Source organism: Flavobacterium glaciei (assembly GCF_003350545.1).
Lineage (GTDB): Bacteria > Bacteroidota > Bacteroidia > Flavobacteriales > Flavobacteriaceae > Flavobacterium > Flavobacterium glaciei.
In genome coordinates this window covers 70,398-90,126 of the sequence record NZ_QQBA01000014.1, presented here as the reverse complement: position 1 = coordinate 90,126, position 19,729 = coordinate 70,398, and the positions used below count along the sequence as shown (strand labels likewise).

Here is a 19,729-nt window from a genome sequence, read left to right as displayed (position 1 = left end):
GGCAAATTGGTCACCGTAGGCAGGTCATTGGAGGTAGCTGTCCCCGAAGTATCTTGAACCGAATCCCCTTGTGGATTTTCACCTACCGCAACAGCTGAATTAGTAACCATTCCGGCATCAATATCGGCTTGAGTGATAGTATATTGTAGGGTTACCACAGCTGTTTGTGATGGAGCTAATGTAGCAGGTGTTACAGCTAAATTACTCACTCCTAGTTTAGCATCATTGATAACAATGTTATCTACGGTAACGTTTCCAGAATTAGTTACAGAAAAGGTATAGGTAATAGTATCACCAACTAGAGCTTTAGTAGAATCACCGTTGTAAAGAGCCGTTTTAACCAGCGCTATTTTTGAATCTTGACTTAATGGCGTTGCTGTACATTCAGGACATGTTGAATTTACGGGACATGTAGTACAAGGTGAAGGATCGATAGATGTAGCAGTTATATTTGTGCCTATATTTGTTGTAGCAATAACCGTTGCTAAATTATAAACTACTCCTGCATCAATATCAGCCTGAGTAATATTGTAAGTAGCAGTATAGCTCGTAGTATCAGTAGAACCCGCACTTAAACTAGCAATTGGAGTTCCAACTAACGTAGCAGTGTCGTCTGATAAAGTTACATTGGTTAGAGTTTTAGCGCCTGTGTTTGTTATACTGAACAAATAATTAATTCTATCCCCAACATTTACAATTCCATCAGAATTTGCGTCAACATAAATACCATCTTTAGTTAATGAAATGGATGATAAATTACATTCTAAACCACTTCCAGAACCTCCATCGCTTTCTGATGTATTAACAAAAGCTCCATATACATTTATAGAGTTAATAACACTAGCTACTGAATTTAATGTCAGTTTGATTTCGTCAAAAGGTAAATTGGTTTTAAAACCAAAATTATAAACTCCGGGAGTCGATCCTAAAATATCAATTCCCAAAAGAGATAAATCAATTAATTGACCGGCTGATCTTGCTTCTTGAAAAACACCATTATTATAGGTACTTATTTCCAATGATTGAAGTAAATTCACCTGAGCTAAGGTTCCTAAATCTCTAATAACATATCCTGCAAAAGTTCCTTGAGGATAGGTATATAAATGATCTTTTACCGCAACAGAACCTGAGCCAACTACTCCTGCAATCAAAGTAATATTAGCAAAATCAGTTTCATCAGCGGTTAATAAATTACCAGTATTGTTCACAGCACAACCCACGCAAGCCAAACCATTAATGCCAGTGTTATCAAAATTTATTGTTACAGGAAAAGCTGGATTTGACCAAACATAATTTTCATTACACGCTACAACGGGATCGCATAATCTTTGAAAAACAGCATTGTAAACTTTAACTTCTCCTAAGTTTACAGCAACCAAATTTTGAAGAGTAATTTGAACCTCGTCAAAAGGCATTGTAGAAACAAAACCTATTGTTTGTTTCCCTGTTCCAACTAATAAATCAGTTCCAATAGCTACTAATGCGCCATTACCTGATTTTATTTCTTGTTGAACACCATCCAAATAAGTTGTTATCATTACAGCTTCTAAAGCATCAACATTTAGAAAGGCAGGATTTTCTATTGTATAACCAGCAAAAGTACCTACAGGATAATTAGTGATTTGGTCTTTTACTGATAAGCTTCCGGTTGTTCCTACAGCTACAGACAAATTAACACTTGCATAATTAGTAAGATCAGAATCTATTAAATTATCTTGATTAGTTACTGTACATAAAGCACACACTAAACCATTAATCCCCGAATTGACATTATTAATATATACTGGATATGTTGGCGTAGACAGAGCAGTTTGAAGATTACAAGGTAAAGTGGGTCCTGAGCAAAATTTTTGAAAAACAGCGCCATAAACCCGAGTCGTACCTAAACTCACACCTGCCGTTTGATTGACAGAAAGTTTTACCTCATCAAAATCCTGAGTGCTAATAAACCCTATTTTAAAACGTCCACCTGAAGAAAGTAATGATACATTAGCTACTAAATCAGTTCCAGAAAACTGCTCCCTAAACACTCCATTCAAATAAGTAGACACAACCACATTTCCTAAAGCAGCTAAACTTAAAAGATTTGTGTTTTCTATTTCAAAACCAGCATAGGTTCCTGCTGGATGATCAGTAATCGGGTCTTTTATTGCGATGCTTCCAGAAGCTATTAAACCAACAGTTAAATTAATTGACGCATAATCAGAATCATTAGAGCTAATTGCATTTTCAACATCAGCGACACTGCCCACACTAACCCCAGACACTCCTGTATTAGCCTGACTGATAGCTACTGGATAAGTGGGTAGACTTAATTTAGTAAGGGTGTTACATTCTAAAATGGGTCCAGCACAATATTCTCTTATAACCGCATGGTATATATTTGTAGAGTTCAATAAAGTAACTCCACCATTCAAAACAATTTCAATTGCATCAAATGTTGCGGAAGTATTGAAACCAATAATATAATCACTTGGACTTGTAAGCAAGCCTAAACTCAATAATGATGCGCCTGAGAATGTTTCTCTTAAAACACCGTTATTGTATGTTCTAATGGTTATACCGCCTAATAAATCTAAGTTGAGTAAACCTCCACTAGGTGAAATTTTAAATCCTGCAAAAGTACCAGCAGAAAATGTATCATTTCCATCAGTTACTCTTAAAGAATGATTAGTGCCTGCACTCAAAATTCCAAAACTAGCTGTAGCAAAATCAGTTAGGCTTGCATTTATTAAATTATTGCCATTATTTATACCGCAACCTACTATTGGAATGCATACACCAGTAGTATTTGTGGATACTGATAAATTATCAAAGGTAGTAGATACAAAAGGGGTTGGTATTTCTGCATTACATTGCTGTCCATAGCAATTTAATGACAGCAATAAAAAGCTTAAAAATAAGAACCTTTTATTTAGGTTTGTTTTAAACAATAATGCTTCAATAAAAATGGTATTTAATAGATTTGGGTAGTTTTTTCTCATAATAAAATGAGTTTAATTATAAAAAACAATCAATTTTAAGTTTTAAGTAATTAGTAGGTTTACTTAAAACTTACATTAATAAATACTCTTTTATAAAGGTAAAAAACTGACGGCTAACAAAATAGGGATGATTGCTGATATAAATCTATATTTCAGCAAAATAAAATTTATAAAAAAACGAATAATATTTTATTAAAATTTTTATTAATTCTTACAAAAACGTACCGTTGTATTGATGTGCTTGTACAATAATTGAATAAATATTAAAAAAAATTACTGTTTACGTCATAAAAATTTTTAATTTAGAATAAAATTATTTAACAAATTCACTTAGTAATTTTAAAATTGAAACAGAGCAAGAAAAATACTTTAAATTTTTTAATTGTAACAGTAGCTGCTTGTTCTATGTTAATATTCGTCAATTTTTATACAATAAAAACATTATCGGCTACAAGAGCGTGCCTCAATGGTGTTTCTCGTTATTCTAAAGGACATAATATCGCTACTCGTAATTTAATTAATTATTTATTTACTCTTGACAAAGAATATTTTAGCAAATTCAAAGTGAATCATAGTATTCCAATGGGTGATGCTAAAGCAAGAGTTGCATTGATAAAACAATTAGATGTTGAAACGATAAAACAAGGATTCAGAGAAGGCATGAATGAAGAAGAAGACTTGGATGATATGATCTGGTTTTTCAATTTTTTTCAAGAATTATCATTCTTCAAAAGAGCAATATTAGAATGGGAAGAAGGTGATCTATTAACGCAGAAATTATATCAAATAGGGATAATTATAGAAAAAAAAATAGAAACTAATCAATTAGACTATGCTTCAAAAATTGAGATACTTAAAGAATTAGATTTTATAAATAAAAAAATAGAAATCAAGGAAGATGCTTTTTCTAAATCATTAGTAGAAGGAACAAGAGAAATAGAAAATTATCTTTTACTAGTAAACATTTTTTTCATCTTTGTTATTATTAGCTCTATTGTTATTTATTGCAATGCTATGTTGCAAAAAATAACAATATCTAAACAAGAGTTGAATGAACAAAAAGTGCAACTTGAGTTAATTATCAACGATTTAGAAAAAACAAAGCAGGATTTATCTACTGAAATTGTTCAACATAAAAAAATAATTGGAACCATCAGTCATGATATAAGAAGTCCTTTAAAATACATTCAACTTATTGCAAAAAATTTATGTTCTTATGCCAAGAAAACAAATGATGATTTAATGTTTAGATATGCTAATTCTATTTTCAAATCTTCGTTTCAATTACATGAATTTACTAAAACACTTATTGAATATTCTAAAATATATATTGAGGATCGATATTACGACCGAAAAATTTATTCAGTCTACGATTTGATTGAAGAAAAAAAAGTATTTTTTGAAGATATTGCCGCTAATAATGACACTAAAATTATTAACAAAACTCATTTAAATCTTAAATCTGATATTAATATTAGAATTATTTCTATAATAATCCATAATCTATTGGATAATGCCGTTAAGTACACCAACTCGGGTACTATTGAGGTAGGAGCTCATACGGATTCTGATAAAATTACATATTGGGTAAAGGATACAGGCATGGGAATGACTCAGGACATTATTGATTATTATACAAATCTATTCAAAAATAGAGATACTGAAAAGCTTATTCTAAGTACTTACGGAATAGGTTTGCACCTAGTATTAGAGTTATTAATAATACTGAAAGGAAACATATCATTTTCAAATCCCTCTAATGAAGGAACAACAGTAACAATTGACATCTTTTTAAACTCGAACAAGTCCATAACTTAAATAGGTTAACTATGCAAAAAAAAATTCTTATCGTTGATGACCACTTAGTCGTAAGAACCGGTGTTTCAATCATATTAGAAGAAGGGATTAAAAATGTAGCGATTTCTGAGGCTAAAAATTTTAATGAGACGTTGGATATATTAAAAGAGAATACATTTGACTTAATTATTTTAGACATCAACATCCCAGGCGGCCGAAATACTTTGATGATTGAAGCAATCAGAAATATGCAATCTGACGTTAAAATATTGGTGTTTTCAGTTTATGAGGAGGAAACACATGCTTGTCCTTATATTATTGCTGGCGCTAATGGATATCTCAATAAGTTAAGTGACAAAAAAAAGATAGTGAATGCCGTAGAGACTATTTTAAAAATAGGTAATTATATTTCTCAGGGTATCATTAAAGAACTTGTACAAGCGTCTACAAATAAAAAAAGTATTAATCCATTGGATATATTATCTAAAAGAGAAAGAGAGATTTCGGAATTATTAGTTCAAGGAGACGGGAATATTGAAATAGCTAATAAATTAAACATCCAACTCACAACAGTTAGTACACACAAAAACAAAATGTTTAATAAATTAAACATAAAAAACGTCGTGGAGCTTGTCAGTTTATTTAATAAATCAATAGGTGTTAGTAATGTAGTTAAAAAATCCTAAAATAAGTTACTTGAGGTTGTTTGTCAATATGTAAACAAATTTCAAGTATAATGGATTTATGAAAATGTTTAATTAATAATAAAAAAGGGACTGTCTCTATTCTAATTTGAAACAGCCCCTTTGAATTACCTAATCATCACTTGCGCCAATATTAAAATAGGATTGCAATGAGAGTAATGTTAGTTTTTTCTATTGATAACAATAGGAGCGTTGTTTGATTTTTGTTCCTCTATTTTGTTTTTTGATCCTGAAGATCGGTAATAGAAGGAATCATCATCATTTGAATTATTATTGTTGCCATAGCCTATAGTATTAGGGTTTTGATCATAAAAGAATGGTCTATCACCTTTTACAGTCCCAATTCTATCTATAATTTGTCCTCTGCGGTTGTAAACAATTTCTAATCCACCTACTCGCTCTAGTGCAAACCTATTATAGCTCATGTAAACAGATCCTATTCGTTTTACACGGTCATTAGCATCGTAATTGATAAACACATTACCTACTTGTCTTACACGACCTAGTTGATCATGTTCAATTCTTACTCCATAATTGATGGGACGATTTCTATTTGGTGTTCCGTAGGTTCTATTTACTCTACTGTTTGAGTTTGTTTTGTAAAACATCTTACCTCGAGTTGTAGGTCTGGTATTAAAATCCAGTTGACCATCAGGAAACACATAAAAAGCTATGCCTCGTTCTATGAATGCTATAGGTTCGTCATCGTCAAATAATAAAGACGATTTTGTAATTACAGAGAAATCTTTTTTCTCTGTTGCGTTGGCTACACTACCTCCAAATACGAAGATACTAGCAACTAAAAGGGTAATTTTTTTCATGATACTTCAATTTTGAATTTTGCCTACTCTTGAGCTTTTCGGCTTTCGCTATAACTGTTTAGTTGTATAGGTATATTCAAGTAGCGTGCCAGAAAAAAATAATGGTAATCTGAGACTTTAGTTTTAATTAGTGCTTGTGCAATTTTATTATTGTGTAATATATTTAAAATCAAGAAGTTGAAAAATAAAAAAGAAGTAAAAAAATAATTTAGAAAACAGGATTGTGTTATTGTTTTTTAGAACTTACTTGCTACAACTAGTTATCAACACTGTCCAAAATTAACTTTTGTTACCAATAGAGATCAACGGATATTGAGTAATTTTGTACTATGTACGCACTAGTCGATTGTAATAATTTTTATGCTTCATGTGAACGTGTTTTTCAGCCGAAATTCAACGGGAAACCTGTTGCCATCTTATCTAATAATGACGGTTGCGTTATTTCACGTAGTAATGAAGCGAAGGCAGTAGGAATAGGAATGGGAGCGCCGGCTTTTCAAATTAAAGAGATTGTAAAACTGCATGATGTGCAATTATTTTCTTCAAATTATGCCTTGTATGGTGATTTGAGCAACCGAGTAATGAAGATTTTAGAACAGTTTACACCAAATGTAGAGATTTACAGTATTGATGAAGCTTTTTTAAACTTTGATGGATTGTCACTTGAGGACTATCACCAGTATGGGGTTCAAATGAAGAACCGTATACAAAAATGGGTAGGTATTCCGGTTTGTATTGGCTTTGCCGAAACCAAAGCATTATCAAAAGTAGCTAACAAGATTGCAAAGAAATTTCAAGATAGAACGCAAGGTGTTTATGTTATTGATAGCGAAGAAAAACGAGTTAAAGCGCTTAAATGGACTAAGATTGAAGATGTATGGGGTATAGGATATCGATGGAATAAAAAAATGAAAACTAGAAATATTGCAACAGCCTTAGATTTTACAGCACCCCAACACGAAGCCTGGATAAAGAAAGAAATGGGTGTGCTGGGAATGCGTCTCAAGTATGAACTAGAAGGTAAATCAGTTTTAGACCTTGAGCCTATTGCTACTCAAAAAAAGAGTATTGCTACTACCAGAAGCTTCCCTAAACAAATTGCGGAGTTTGATTTATTACGAGAGCGTGTAGCAACTTTTGCAGCCCAATGCGCAGAGAAATTACGCAAGCAAAAATCATGTTGCCACACCATAATAGTCATGCTAGTTGTAGATAAGCATAGCATACAAACATCTAAATATTATTTTAATTGCGCAGTAACATTGCCATATGGGTCTAACTCTACGTTGACTATTGCTAATGCTGCGATAGCCTTACTTAAAAAGCTTCATGCAGGTAATGAGCATTTAAAATTTAAAAAAGCAGGTGTTATTGTTACTGAACTTATTGATGAAAATAAAAAACAGTTTGATCTTTTTGAGGAAGAAAACCCCAAACACTTGCAACTAATGAAAGTAATTGATGGGTTGAATGCTAAAATAGGCGACAAGAAAATAAAATTAGCCTCGCAGAATTTAAGTTTGACCTGGAATATGAAACAAAACCATTTGTCACCTAGATACACCACCAGTTTTAAAGATATACTTGAAATAAAATGCCAGTAAACAAAACATCCAAACTTACTTTTTACTTTCCTGATTTTGAAAGTGAATTGCGTATTCCTTTTATAAACGAAGGAGTTTCAGCAGGATTTCCATCGCCAGCCGCTGATTTTATGGAAATGAGTATCGACTTGAACAAACAATTGAGTGAAAATCCGCTGGCAACTTTTTATATTAAGGTCAAAGGAAACTCTATGATTGATGCAGGTATTGATGACAAGGATGTACTTGTTGTTGACCGAAGCTTAGAGCCGCAAAATAATAAAATAGCCATTTGTTTCATTGATGGTGAGTTTACCGTTAAGCGCATGAAGGTAGAAAAAGATTGTTTGTATCTCATGCCAGAAAACTCAGATTATCCACCCATAAAGGTCACCGAAGAGAACGAACTTATCATTTGGGGTATTGTGACCTACGTGATTAAAAAGCTGTAGTTACCAAATAATTTTAATTTTTTGATAAAAACAAACGACCTGCTCTTGATAGATGCAGGTCGTTTGTTTTGATGTGGTAAGGTGTTAGTGCTTGGGCAATGTCATTAAGTTAAGGAATAATTCCTATGATTGTGTCATTCCGACGAAGGAGGAATCTCAACAAACGTACGTAACAAACAGAGATTCCTCCTTCGTCGGAATGACAAATAAACACCTAACTTAATGACATTGAGTGCTTGGGTGTAACTCCATCCTCACCTAATTCTCGGTGGTCGTAATCAGGAATTTTTTCAACTTTGTACGCTACATGTACTTTACTAGAAAAGAGCTTTGATTTTCAATATTCTGACAGTAAGTTTTTAAATTATTTTAAAAGAGAGTAAGTTTCTGAAAAACACTAATAATATTGCTAATTAAATGTTAAAGGTTTGTAATTTTTGTTTTTTTATTTTCAGATTTGTCTTGCAATTACATGTTATATTAAGCTCAAAACGTAGTCTTATATTCTTTGTTACTCATACTTATTGGTTAATTTGTATTCACAATAAATGTAAAATTAAGGTAGAAACGATAAAAAATATCGAGAAGGGATAAATGCCAAATTCAACAAACAAAGGTCAAAGCTTTTGCAGAAATGTTATGTAGAGTTTGTTAAATATTGTAAAATAGATCCTTTTTATCTCTTGATAATTTTTGAAATGAGAGAATTATAAAATAAAGTTCTTCCTAAATTGATATGATTTTTGATGCTGAGTTAGCCCTATTTAAAAAAAACAAAAATGAATATAAAATTACTTTTACTGCTAATTATTTTCCAATTTTCAGGAGTTTTAACTTACGCTCAAAATTTCCCAAAAGATACTTTACGGTATGAAATCACCTATGATTATTCATACCAAGTGAACAAAGGGGATACTCTTAGCAAACAGAAAGAGCAAATGGTATTGAAAATCGCCAAAAATTTTTCTTTTTACATTAGTTTGAATAACATGAAATTAAATGATTTGGAGAAAAATTGGAAAGAGTCCGATGGTCTTCCTGATAGAAAATCGCTACCTAAAACAAAACTGCATTATACTATTGTAAAAGAGTTTGCTACTAATCGAACTATTTTTTGTGACAAAATTGGACAAGGTACTTATACATACAGTCAAAATTTAGATACGTTTGATTGGAAATTACAAGAGGAGCAAAAAGAAATATTAGGCTATAACTGTAAAAAAGCAACAACGGAGTTTGCTGGTAGAACTTAAGTTGCATGGTATACCACAGAAATTAGTATAGCCGATGGGCCATATAAATTTCATGGTTTACCGGGTTTAATTTTATCGATTTATGATACCAATAAACATTATCAATTTACTGTTTCGAGTATAAAAAATAGTTCTAGTTTTTGTAATACAGGGGAGCAATTACAAAAACCTACACAAATAACTTATGAAGAGTATAAACAACTAAAAAAGAGATACAAGGAAAAACCATCAACCTTGATTAATTCGGGTGGAATGACTTTTCCAAAAGAAATGCTTGATTTAGCCGATCAAAGAGCCAAGGAGAAGATGAAGTTTGAAAACAATCCTATGGAACTTACAGATTAATGCGAATAGTTTTTTGGTTGCTGTTATTTTTATGTAATTGCCTGTATGCTCAAACCGTAATTAAAGGGCAAATTTCGGATACACGAAGCAAGGTAATTGTTAGTGCTAGTGTATCCATTTATAAAAAATCATCATCTGCTATCATAGCTTATGCCATTACAGATAGTAAGGGTATGTTTGCAATTACCTTTGTCAGTCCTGATCCAAAAGTAGATGTGGAGGTACGCTGTATGGGATATGAAACCGTATCAAGTGCAATTAATAATACTACGCAAACTAAAAATTTCATTCTTTCTGAAAAGTCATTTGTCTTAAAGGAGGTTTCTGTAAAAGCAGCGCCTATTTTACAAAAAGGTGATACGCTGCGCTATTTGGTAAATTCATTTTCAAAAGAGCAAGACCGAAGCATTGGTGATGTGCTAAAGAGAATGCCAGGAATTGAAGTGCTACCTGATGGTAAAATTTTATACCAAGGTAAAGCTATTAATAAGTATTACATTGAAGGTCTAGATTTGTTAGAAGGGAAATACAATTTAGCCAATGACAACCTGCCTTATCAAGAGGTTTCTCAAGTACAAATTCTGGAGAACCATCAGCCTATAAAAACACTGGATAGTTTACAGTTTTCTGATCGAACGGCGCTCAATATCAAACTTAAAAACTCCTATACTTTTACAGGTCAAGCTAGGCTTGGAAGTGGTTTTGGCCCCTTACTTTGGGATGCCAATATTACACCGATGCTTTTCTCTAAAAAAAGACAAATGCTCACTACCTACCAAACGAATAATACGGGAGATAATGTGGCGTCGCAGCTTAAAAAGGTAACAATTGAAGATTTACTAAATCAATTTGAAAACAATTCAGAGAAAATAGATTGGCTTGCAGTACAGCAATTAGCTAATCCGAAATTTTCTGAAAAGAGATGGCTTGATAATTCCATTCACTTATTGTCAAGCAATTATTTGCAGAAGCTAAAGAAAGACTATGAATTGCGTGTGAATGTTTCGTATTTAAACGATTATCAACAGCAAAAGGGTTTTACCAATACGCAGTTTTTTACACCTTCGGGTACAGTTGCATTGCTAGAAGAAAAATACAATCAATTTTATTACAATTCTTTACAAACAAATTTTACACTTCAAAAAAATACAACCAAAAATTATTTTAAAAACAGTCTGGAGTTTCAGGGCTTTTGGGATAGTCAGCGCGGGAATATCGTTTTGAATAACGAAGGTTTAAAGCAGGAGTTGAGTAATGAATATTTTAGGTTTTCAAATAATTTGAAATCAATTTTTTCATTAGGAAAACAAAAGCTTGTACTTTTTTCATACCTAGGTTTAAACAAAACACCACAAGAACTGCGCGTAAATCCCGGACAGTTTGATGGTTTGCTTAACGAAAATAAGCCGTACGACTCCGTTACACAACATACAGATTTACTCACCTATTACACAAACAATACGTTATCGATGATCAAAGCGGTAAAGTATTTTACATTGGAGTCAAAAGTAGGTTTGCAATTAGAAAATCAAAAACTCAATAGTGATATAGCTACATCAACTAATAGCGTTTTAAGTCCTGATTTTTCGAATACTTTAGATTGGTTTCGTTCTAAAATGTATGTTGATTTGCAAACTCAATTTAAAAAAGCGAATTGGCGAATTGAATTGTCAACCCCAATTAATTTGCATTCGTATAAAATAAAAGACGCTCCACTTCAACAGTTGGAAAATGTAAGTCAAACTACTTTTGAACCTAGACTGACAGTGAACTATGATATAAATTCCTATTGGAAAATTAATTCTTCGGCAGGAATTTCGAATCAATTTGGTACTATAAACCAGTTGCATTACGGTTATATTTTACAAAATTACCGAAGCATTAAGAGAATTGATTCTCCCTTGCCACAATCCACAATTCAAAATTTTAATGTGGCAGTCTCATTTAGGAATCCTGTAAAATCACTTTTTTTTAATTCCAGCTACAGCAATGTGCAAAATGAGAATAATTTACTGTACCAAAGTGAAGTTTTAGCAAATGGAGCAGTTGCAATTGAGGCGATTGAACAATTAAATACAAGATACAGTCATAATTTTTCAACCCGAATTGGGAAATATGTTTCAGCAATTAAGTCAAATCTAACGCTTAATAGTAGTTTTGCTTTGCAGGAATTTCAGCAAAGCATTAATGGTAATTTAGTAGATATAGCAAATCAAAATTTAATTTTTGGAAGTAAAATAGATACCGATTTAACAGAATGGCTTAACTTGGAATACGCAGGAAGTTGGACGTTTTCAAATAACAAATTAGAGGAACTAAAACAACCGCAAGTAAAACAACAAAATCATGTTTTGAATCTTAATTTTAATTTGAAGAGTAAACAATATGTAGGTTTAAAAACAGAATATGTAAACACGACCTTGTTCAATGAAAGAAACGAAAATGTATTTGCAGATTTTATTTATCGATACACGATTCAAAAGAAAAAAATTGATTTTGAGATGCAAGTGAACAATGTTTTTGACACCAATAATTTCAAGACCATCAATGTCAATGATTTTAGTTATGTGGCAACTAATTTTCTATTAAGACCAAGGCAATTGTTATTCAAAGTTAGATTTTCGTTGTAAAATTTCTTAATTTAAGGTCTGCATCAATGTTATTCTAAAATAGTTCCATTGTCAGTTCGAGCGCAGTCTAGAACCTTTGTGACATCTCGACTGCGCTCGATGAGACAAAAAAGGCTACAGTAATAAACTAAATGATATTTCCATTGTCAGTCCGAGCGCTGTCGAGAACCGTTGTGACATCCCGACTGCGCTCGATGAGACAAAAAAAGCTACAGAAATAAACTAAATGATAGTTCCATTGTCAGTTCGAGCGCAGTCGAGAACCGTTGTGACGTCTCGACTGCGCTCGATGAGACAAAAAAGGCTACAGTAATAAATCAAATGATATTCATATTGTCAGTTCGAGCGCAGTAGAGAACCGTTGTGACATCTGGACTGCGCTCGATGAGACAAAAAAAGCTACAGTAATAAACTAAATGATAGTTCCATTGTCAGCTCGAGCGCAGTCGAGAACCTTTGTGACATCTGGACTGCGCTCGATGAGACAAAAAAAGCTACAGTAATAAACCAAATGATATTTCATTGTCAGTTCGAGCGCAGTCGAGAACCTTTGTGACATCTGGACTGCGCTCGATGATACAAAAAAAGCTACAGTAATAAACTAAATGATAGTTCCATTGTCAGTTCGAGCGCAGTCGAGAACCGTTGTGACGTCCCGACTGCGCTCGATGAGACAAAAAAAGGCTACAGTAATAAACTAAATAATGTAGTTAAAACAAGAAAACATTTTTTTAATTCCATTAAACATAAGCCAAAAAAAAACGACCTGCATCTATAAAGAGCAGGTCGTTTTTTTATGAAGAGTGAAGGTGTTAGTGTTTTGGTGTAAATCCGTCTTCACTTAATTCGCGATGTTCGTAATCAGCTATCATTTCAGTTTCATAATTTACTTTTTCTCCTTTAGAGAATTTAGCAATTAATTTCTCCATGATTTCATAAATTACCGGAACAATAATCAAGGTCAAAAATAGGGACGAAATCAATCCACCAATAATTACCCAAGCTAATCCGTTTTTCCATTCGGCACCAGCTCCTGATGCTAATGCAATTGGGAACATACCAAATACCATGGCAATGGTAGTCATCAAAATTGGACGAAGACGTGCGTGATTCGCTTGAATTAATGCTGTTCTTATGCTCTCACCAGCAGCTCTTCGCTGATTGGTATAATCCACAAGCATAATCGCGTTTTTACAAACCAGACCAATTAACATAATCACCCCAAGAATAGTAAAAATATTCAGCGTATTATTGGTCAAAGCCAAGGCTAATAGTGCGCCAATAAACGAAAGTGGAATAGCAAACAATACCACAAATGGGTGTACAAAACTGTCATATAACGAAACCATTACAAGGTATACCAAGATAATAGCTGCCAATAAAGCAATTCCTAAGGTTCCAAAACCTTCTGTTTCATTCTCTTTTTGTCCCCCCCAAATATAATCTACACCAACTGGTTTCTTTAAGTTTTCAATTTTTTCTTCCCATTGCGATACAATCGTACCAGAAGCGACACCAACATTTTGGCCTTTAACAGTTACAGACGCTGTTTTGTCTCTACGCTCTAATTGGCTTGGGCCAGAACTTTCAGTTACCGTTGCAAATTGATTTAACTCGATTTGTTGACCCATATCGTTTATGAATATCAAGTTGCTTACATCAGCAATACTTTTTCTATCGAAAGCATTATACTTAATATTGATATCGTACTCGTATTCTCCAGCTCTAAAACGTCCGTCTGTGTTTCCACTAAAAGCAGTTTGCATAGTCATACCTACGGTTTGTAAACTCAAACCAAGTGCCGCCATTTTATCTCTGTCTACTTTTACGCTTACTTCAGGATTTCCGTCCTCTACTGATAATTCAATTTCAGTAGCTCCAGGAATTGTACGTAATTCTTTTTCGGCTGCTTTTGCAAATTTCATAGCGCTTTCTACATCTGGACCTGTTACAATAAGTCCTAAAGTAGCATCTTCAGCTGTTCCTAAAATACCTACGGGAACCGTTTTTACTTTGGCACCCACTAATAATTTTTCTAATTTACGTTTGGTTTTAGCGGCATACACATTTGCAGGTTCATCGCGTTTGTCAAGCCCTACCATTTTCACGTTAATTTCTGATTTATAAGCAGTAGATTGAGAAGCTCCCATGCCACCACTAGTCTGACCCACAATGGTAAATTGACTATGGACAAAATCTTCTTTGTCTAAAAAGGCTTCTGCTTTTTGAGTCATGAAGTTGGTTTGTTCTAGTGAAGCATCTTTTGGCATTTCGATTTGAACTAAAAACTCACCACTATCTGATGCTGCAAAGAACTCACCACCAATAAATCCTGCTGGTACTAATGCAATTGAGCTAAAGAATATAACTAAAACAATGGCAAGTGTTGTTTTATAATGATCCAAAGACCATGTCAGTAATCCAGAGATCCAGTTGATGAAACGGGTTAAATAACTTTCAAAACCAAGAATGACTCTTCCAAAAAGGTTTTTACCTTCAATATGTTCTAATTTTCCGTATCTAGATGATAACCATGGAATAATAGTAAACGAAGCAACTAATGATAATAAAGTGGATATAATTACCGTGACACAAAATTGCGTAATAATATTAGAAACCAGACCAGAACTCAATGCAATTGGTAAAAACACAACCACAATTACAAGCGTAATCGATACTACAGTTCCACCAATTTCGGCTGTACCATCATAAGCAGCTCGAACTTTGTTTTTGCCCATTTCCATGTGCCTGTAAATGTTTTCAAGAACTACAATCGCATCGTCCACAAGAATACCTACAACCAGTGACAATCCTAATAAACTCATTAAGTTTAAGGTGTAACCCATCAAGTAAATCCCAATAAAAGTGGCAATTAACGAAGCAGGGATAGATACCATTACAATCAAAGAGTTTCGAATACTATGCAAGAAAAACAGCATGACAAAAGCCACTAAAAGAACGGCAATAAGCAAATCGTGCACTACAGCATCAGCAGCTTCAAGTGTAAAAACAGTACTGTCTTTTGCAATTTCTAGTTTTAAATCGGCAGCCTTATATTCTTTTTCCAGTTTAGCAATGGTTTTTACCAATTCTTTACTTACAGCAACTGCGTTGGCATCAGATTGCTTGATAATTTGTAAAATAATGGCGCTTTTCTGGTTTACACGAGCCACTTTCTCCGTAATTTTTTGCGTGTCTTGTACATCTGCAACATCGCCTAAACGAACTTGGATTCCACCTCTTGAGGATACAATTAAGTTTCTTAACTCCTCTACGGATTTATACTTTCCAGCTAATCGGATTAATATTTTTTGTTCTCGAGTTTGAATGTTCCCTGTTGGGAAATCCAAGTTAGAGGATAAAATATTTTGTTGCACCTGAGGAATTGAGAGTCCGTAGGCTTGCATTTTTACGGCATCAAGGTTTACTTGAATTTCTCTCTCTTGACCACCAGTTATATTAACTTGAGCTACTCCTTGCACACGAGAAAGTACCGGTGCAAGTTTCTTGTCTATTAAGTCGTAAAAAGCAACTTCGTCCATTTTTCCGTTGGCACCAATGGTCATGATTGGTAAATCGCTTAACGAAAACTTGTTTAATGAAGGCGCCTGAGCGTCATCTGGTAAGTCATTGATGATGGCATTTATTTTACGTTGCGCATCATTCATAGAGATATTTACATCAGCATTAGATGTTAATGTTATCGAAACTGAGGATAAACTTTCAAAAGACTTAGAATCTATTTTTTTGATGTTTTCTAAGGATGAGATGGCATCTTCAATTTTTTTGGTAATGGTATTTTCGACCTCACTAGGTGAAGCACCCGGATAAACCGTTGCAATCGAAATCACGTTGGTTTCAAATTTCGGGATCAACTCATAGCCTAATTGGCTGTAACTAAATAGTCCTCCGAGAGTTAGGATTGTAAACAATACAATCACTAACGACGGACGTTTTATGGATATTTCTGCTAATTTCATATGTTTTAGTTTCAGGTTTCAAGTTTCAGGTTTCAAGTTTTGTAACTTTAAACTTTAAACTTGAAACAAATTTTTAATCTATTTAATAACCTCCACTTTGCTTCCGTCTTGCAAGTTGATTTGTCCTGTTACAATTACTTGTTCTCCTTCTTGAAGGCCGTCTAAAATCTCTACTTTATCACCTAGGATTCTACCAGCGGTTACTGTTTTTAACTTGGCAGTTCCGTTTTCAATTACAAATACTTGGTTGCTACTTACACTACCTACAAAAGCATTTCTTGGAACAATTCTCAAGGCTTGTTTTTGCTGATTTGATGCAAATTTTGCCGTACCGTACATTCCTGCTTTAAGATCTTTGTTGGAATTGTTTGTAATTTCTATTTCTACTGGGAAGTTCAAAGTTTCATCAGCTTTAGCGGCAATGAAAGTTATTTTTCCCGAGAAAGTTTTGTCAGGATAAACGCTTGCAACTACATTAGTTGTGCTTCCTACTCTTAATCCAGCTACTTGACTTTCGTTTACGTTAACTTTCAATTTTAATTTAGATACATTAACAATATCAAACAATTGTGTTGCAGGCATTCCTGTAATGATAGATCCTACTTCAATGTGTTTTTTATTGATGAATCCGCTTATTGGTGCTTTGATTCTAGTGTCACCTACGTTTATGTTTGCTTGAGTCAATTGTGACTTAGCATTTACCATTTGTAATTTTGCTTGATCAAGTTGTTGCTTGGTTACACCACCAGTTTTAAATGCGTTTTCAAATCGGTTGTAATCAGCAACAGCGTTTTGATAAATAGCGTTTGCATTTTGAGCATTTACATTCACGACATCACTACGCACGATAGCAAGAGTTTGTCCTACGCTCACGTAATCTCCTTCTTTAGCTAAAATTTTAGTTATTTTTCCTGATTTTTCAGCAGAAAATTTAAGTTCTTGAACTGGTTCAAAATTTCCGTTTGAAACAAAGTCAAGAGATACTACTTCTATTTTTACCACATCAGTTCTTACGGATATAGTTGCATTTTTCTCTGCTACAATCGCAGTTTTAGCTTCGTTCTCTTGTTTGTTATTGGTAAGTATGTAAGCAATAATTCCTAGAGAGGCAGCAATTACAACTATTGTTATGATAATTTTTTTCATTTTGATTATTTATTGGTTAATGTTTTTAGTTCTCCTTTTGCTTTTATTAATTGTATTTCGGCTAATTTGTAATCTAACAACGCCGTGGTGTAATTGTTTTGGGCTACAACAAGTTCGCTTTCTGCTTCAAGTAAATCAGTAAGTGACGCTAAGCCTTGAATGTAATTGTTGTTCGTATTTGTTAAAACTTCTTGAGCAAGTTTTGAGTTTTCTTTTTGATTGTTGATCGATACAATACTATTCTCGATTTGCGTTTTTGCATTGCTGTATTGTAAATCTAATGCCAGTTTTGTTTCCTCTAAGTCTACCTTTATAGAAGCAAGTTTGTTATCAGCTTGGCTTACTCTTGCTTTTGTTCCAAATCCTGAAAATATTGGAACTCGTAAATTTAGTCCTACAGAAGCAAAGTCTGACCAGTACACACCATCTGAAGGCTTCCTGAACCAAGGCATCTCTGGACCTTGACCGATGAAGTTATATCCAGCATTTAGTGATAAACTTGGATAATAAGCCGCCTCAATAGATTTTTTTTGGTATTCTAATAATTGTTCGTTCTTTTTAAGTAACAAATATTCAGTTCGTGTTGTCGTATCTGCTGCTAATGAAAGTGCGCTTGGTGTAATCTCAAATTCTGTTTCGGGAATAGAAATGGCCGTGGCTACAGGTAAACCCATGAAAAATTTCAAAGCGTTTTCTTGTAGCGTAACAGCGTTCAGAGTTTGCTGGCGAAGTGTATTGATGTTTGAGATACGAACCAGCGTTCTATCTAAATCAATTTTTTTAGCAAGACCGTTATCATATTGTCCTTTTAAAATGTCCTTAACTTTAAGAGTGTTTTTTAAATTATTATCTAATACAGTCAGGTTTTGACGCGTTACGTAAACTTGATAATACGCATTGGCCACGCGCTCAATAACCTGTTCCTCTGTTAATTGTGCGTTTATTTGATAAAACTCTCGTGTCGATTTAGCGGCTTTTAAACCTATAAATACGGCTTGGTCATACAACGCTTGATTTAGGGAAACTCCTGCTGTTGAGTTCCATTTTTGACCAAAAGCGGCTTGAATGGTAGTTCCTGGTGCGCCAAAACCTGCTCCGTCAATTACTGTAGTTTGTAAAATAGGGTTGTAGTTTAAACTTCCGTTTGCTGCTATTTGAGGCAAAGCTCTGGATCGCACTTCTTGAATTTCATATTCTCCTTTTTCTATTTGTAATCTTGCTTTTTTAGCATCGGCTTTGTTTTCAAGAGCATACGTGATAGCATCTTTCAGGGTGAGATTTTTTATTTCTTGTGCATTGATGCTCAGGGAAAGCAGCACGGTCATTAGTATTATTGTTGTTCTCATTTTATAAGCTTGATTTAATTAAATTTTTCTCTAGTTCCAGAATTCCTTTGTCTGTTGCCATGGCTCTGGTATGGTATTGTAGTGCTTCCAACTCAAGTGCAAAGGCTTCTCGTTCTGATCGAATGTTTTCATTTATCGAAAAAATTAATGTGTAGTAAAACTTGATGTAAGCATCTTTATTTAAATCTTTTCGATACAATCCTTGTGCAATTCCTTTTTCGATGTTTTTTCTAAAACAGGTTTCACACATTTCAACTTGATCTGATAACACTTTTTGGTACACTTCGGGGTAGTGTTTTTTGAGTTGGTACACTGGCGAAGTATCTGTGGACTTAAACATGTTTTCAAACATGCGTCTGATTTCAAAATTTTCTTCAATGGCATTAAAATCCTGTGAAGTTATCGTATTGATAATGTTGTTTACTTCGGTATGTATTACTTGAACGCTTTCCTCTACAAGCAATTCTTTATTAGCAAAATACTTGTAGATTGTTTTCTTTGAAATACACATTTCTCCAGCAATATCATCCATAGTGATGCTTTTGAAACCAAGTTTCAAAAACATTTCCTTCGCTTTTGATATAATTTTCTCTTTCATTTTTTTGTTTTTAATCAGTTGTATTTTTTTTAACTGTTAAATTTGATGCAAATATATTTTGGAAACTTTGAAAACAAAAATAGTTTCCTT

Annotated in this window: 11 protein-coding genes and 1 pseudogene; 6 read left to right on the top strand and 6 right to left on the bottom strand. The window is 33.5% G+C overall.

Going from position 1 to position 19,729, the window contains the following annotated elements; all coding sequences use genetic code 11:
- Positions 1 to 2,984, bottom strand: a 2,984-nt coding sequence (locus DFR66_RS11855; protein WP_244199331.1) for a DUF11 domain-containing protein, incomplete at its 3' end; no start/stop codon positions are given.
- 345 nt (positions 2,985 to 3,329) lie between these two features.
- On the opposite strand from DFR66_RS11855, the gene DFR66_RS11850 reads away from it, so the two are divergent.
- Positions 3,330 to 4,802, top strand: coding sequence for a sensor histidine kinase (locus DFR66_RS11850; RefSeq protein WP_114755043.1), 1,473 nt, complete (start codon positions 3,330 to 3,332; stop codon positions 4,800 to 4,802).
- Positions 4,803 to 4,813: 11 nt separating this feature from the next.
- Positions 4,814 to 5,467, top strand: a complete 654-nt coding sequence (locus DFR66_RS11845) for a response regulator (RefSeq protein ID WP_114755042.1) — start codon at positions 4,814 to 4,816, stop codon at positions 5,465 to 5,467.
- 179 nt (positions 5,468 to 5,646) lie between these two features.
- Here DFR66_RS11845 and DFR66_RS11840 read toward each other — a convergent pair whose 3' ends face one another.
- Positions 5,647 to 6,306: a hypothetical protein gene (locus DFR66_RS11840; protein ID WP_114755041.1), complete on the bottom strand. Its 660-nt coding sequence runs from the start codon at positions 6,304 to 6,306 to the stop codon at positions 5,647 to 5,649.
- Between the two features lie 329 nt (positions 6,307 to 6,635).
- Here DFR66_RS11840 and DFR66_RS11835 point away from each other — a divergent pair, with 329 nt between their 5' ends.
- From DFR66_RS11835 to DFR66_RS11815, 4 genes and pseudogenes are all read left to right on the top strand, one after another.
- Positions 6,636 to 7,910 (top strand): Y-family DNA polymerase, encoded by a 1,275-nt coding sequence (locus tag DFR66_RS11835; RefSeq protein WP_114755040.1) that lies wholly within the window; start codon positions 6,636 to 6,638, stop codon positions 7,908 to 7,910.
- Positions 7,901 to 8,341 (top strand): LexA family protein, encoded by a 441-nt coding sequence (locus tag DFR66_RS11830; protein WP_114755039.1) that lies wholly within the window; start codon positions 7,901 to 7,903, stop codon positions 8,339 to 8,341. Before DFR66_RS11835 ends, DFR66_RS11830 begins: the two co-directional genes overlap by 10 nt.
- Positions 8,342 to 9,120: 779 nt before the next feature.
- A pseudogene (locus DFR66_RS11825) lies at positions 9,121 to 9,801 on the top strand (GLPGLI family protein); the annotation flags it as partial.
- Positions 9,802 to 9,938: 137 nt separating this feature from the next.
- Complete coding sequence (locus tag DFR66_RS11815) at positions 9,939 to 12,569, top strand: carboxypeptidase-like regulatory domain-containing protein (RefSeq protein ID WP_114755037.1); 2,631 nt, start codon at positions 9,939 to 9,941, stop codon at positions 12,567 to 12,569.
- Positions 12,570 to 13,381: 812 nt separating this feature from the next.
- On the opposite strand, the gene DFR66_RS11810 is transcribed toward DFR66_RS11815, so the two are convergent.
- The 4 genes from DFR66_RS11810 to DFR66_RS11795 all read right to left on the bottom strand — a co-directional run bounded on the left by DFR66_RS11810 (position 13,382) and on the right by DFR66_RS11795 (position 19,639).
- Positions 13,382 to 16,549 carry an efflux RND transporter permease subunit gene (locus DFR66_RS11810; RefSeq protein WP_114755036.1) on the bottom strand — a complete coding sequence of 1,056 codons (3,168 nt, stop codon included), beginning with the start codon at positions 16,547 to 16,549 and terminating at the stop codon, positions 13,382 to 13,384.
- A gap of 78 nt (positions 16,550 to 16,627) precedes the next feature.
- Positions 16,628 to 17,695, bottom strand: coding sequence for an efflux RND transporter periplasmic adaptor subunit (locus DFR66_RS11805; RefSeq protein WP_114755035.1), 1,068 nt, complete (start codon positions 17,693 to 17,695; stop codon positions 16,628 to 16,630).
- A 5-nt stretch (positions 17,696 to 17,700) separates the two neighbouring features.
- Positions 17,701 to 19,041 carry a TolC family protein gene (locus tag DFR66_RS11800; protein WP_114755034.1) on the bottom strand — a complete coding sequence of 447 codons (1,341 nt, stop codon included), beginning with the start codon at positions 19,039 to 19,041 and terminating at the stop codon, positions 17,701 to 17,703.
- Position 19,042: 1 nt separating this feature from the next.
- Positions 19,043 to 19,639: a TetR/AcrR family transcriptional regulator gene (locus DFR66_RS11795; protein ID WP_114755033.1), complete on the bottom strand. Its 597-nt coding sequence runs from the start codon at positions 19,637 to 19,639 to the stop codon at positions 19,043 to 19,045.
- Positions 19,640 to 19,729: the final 90 nt, after the last annotated feature.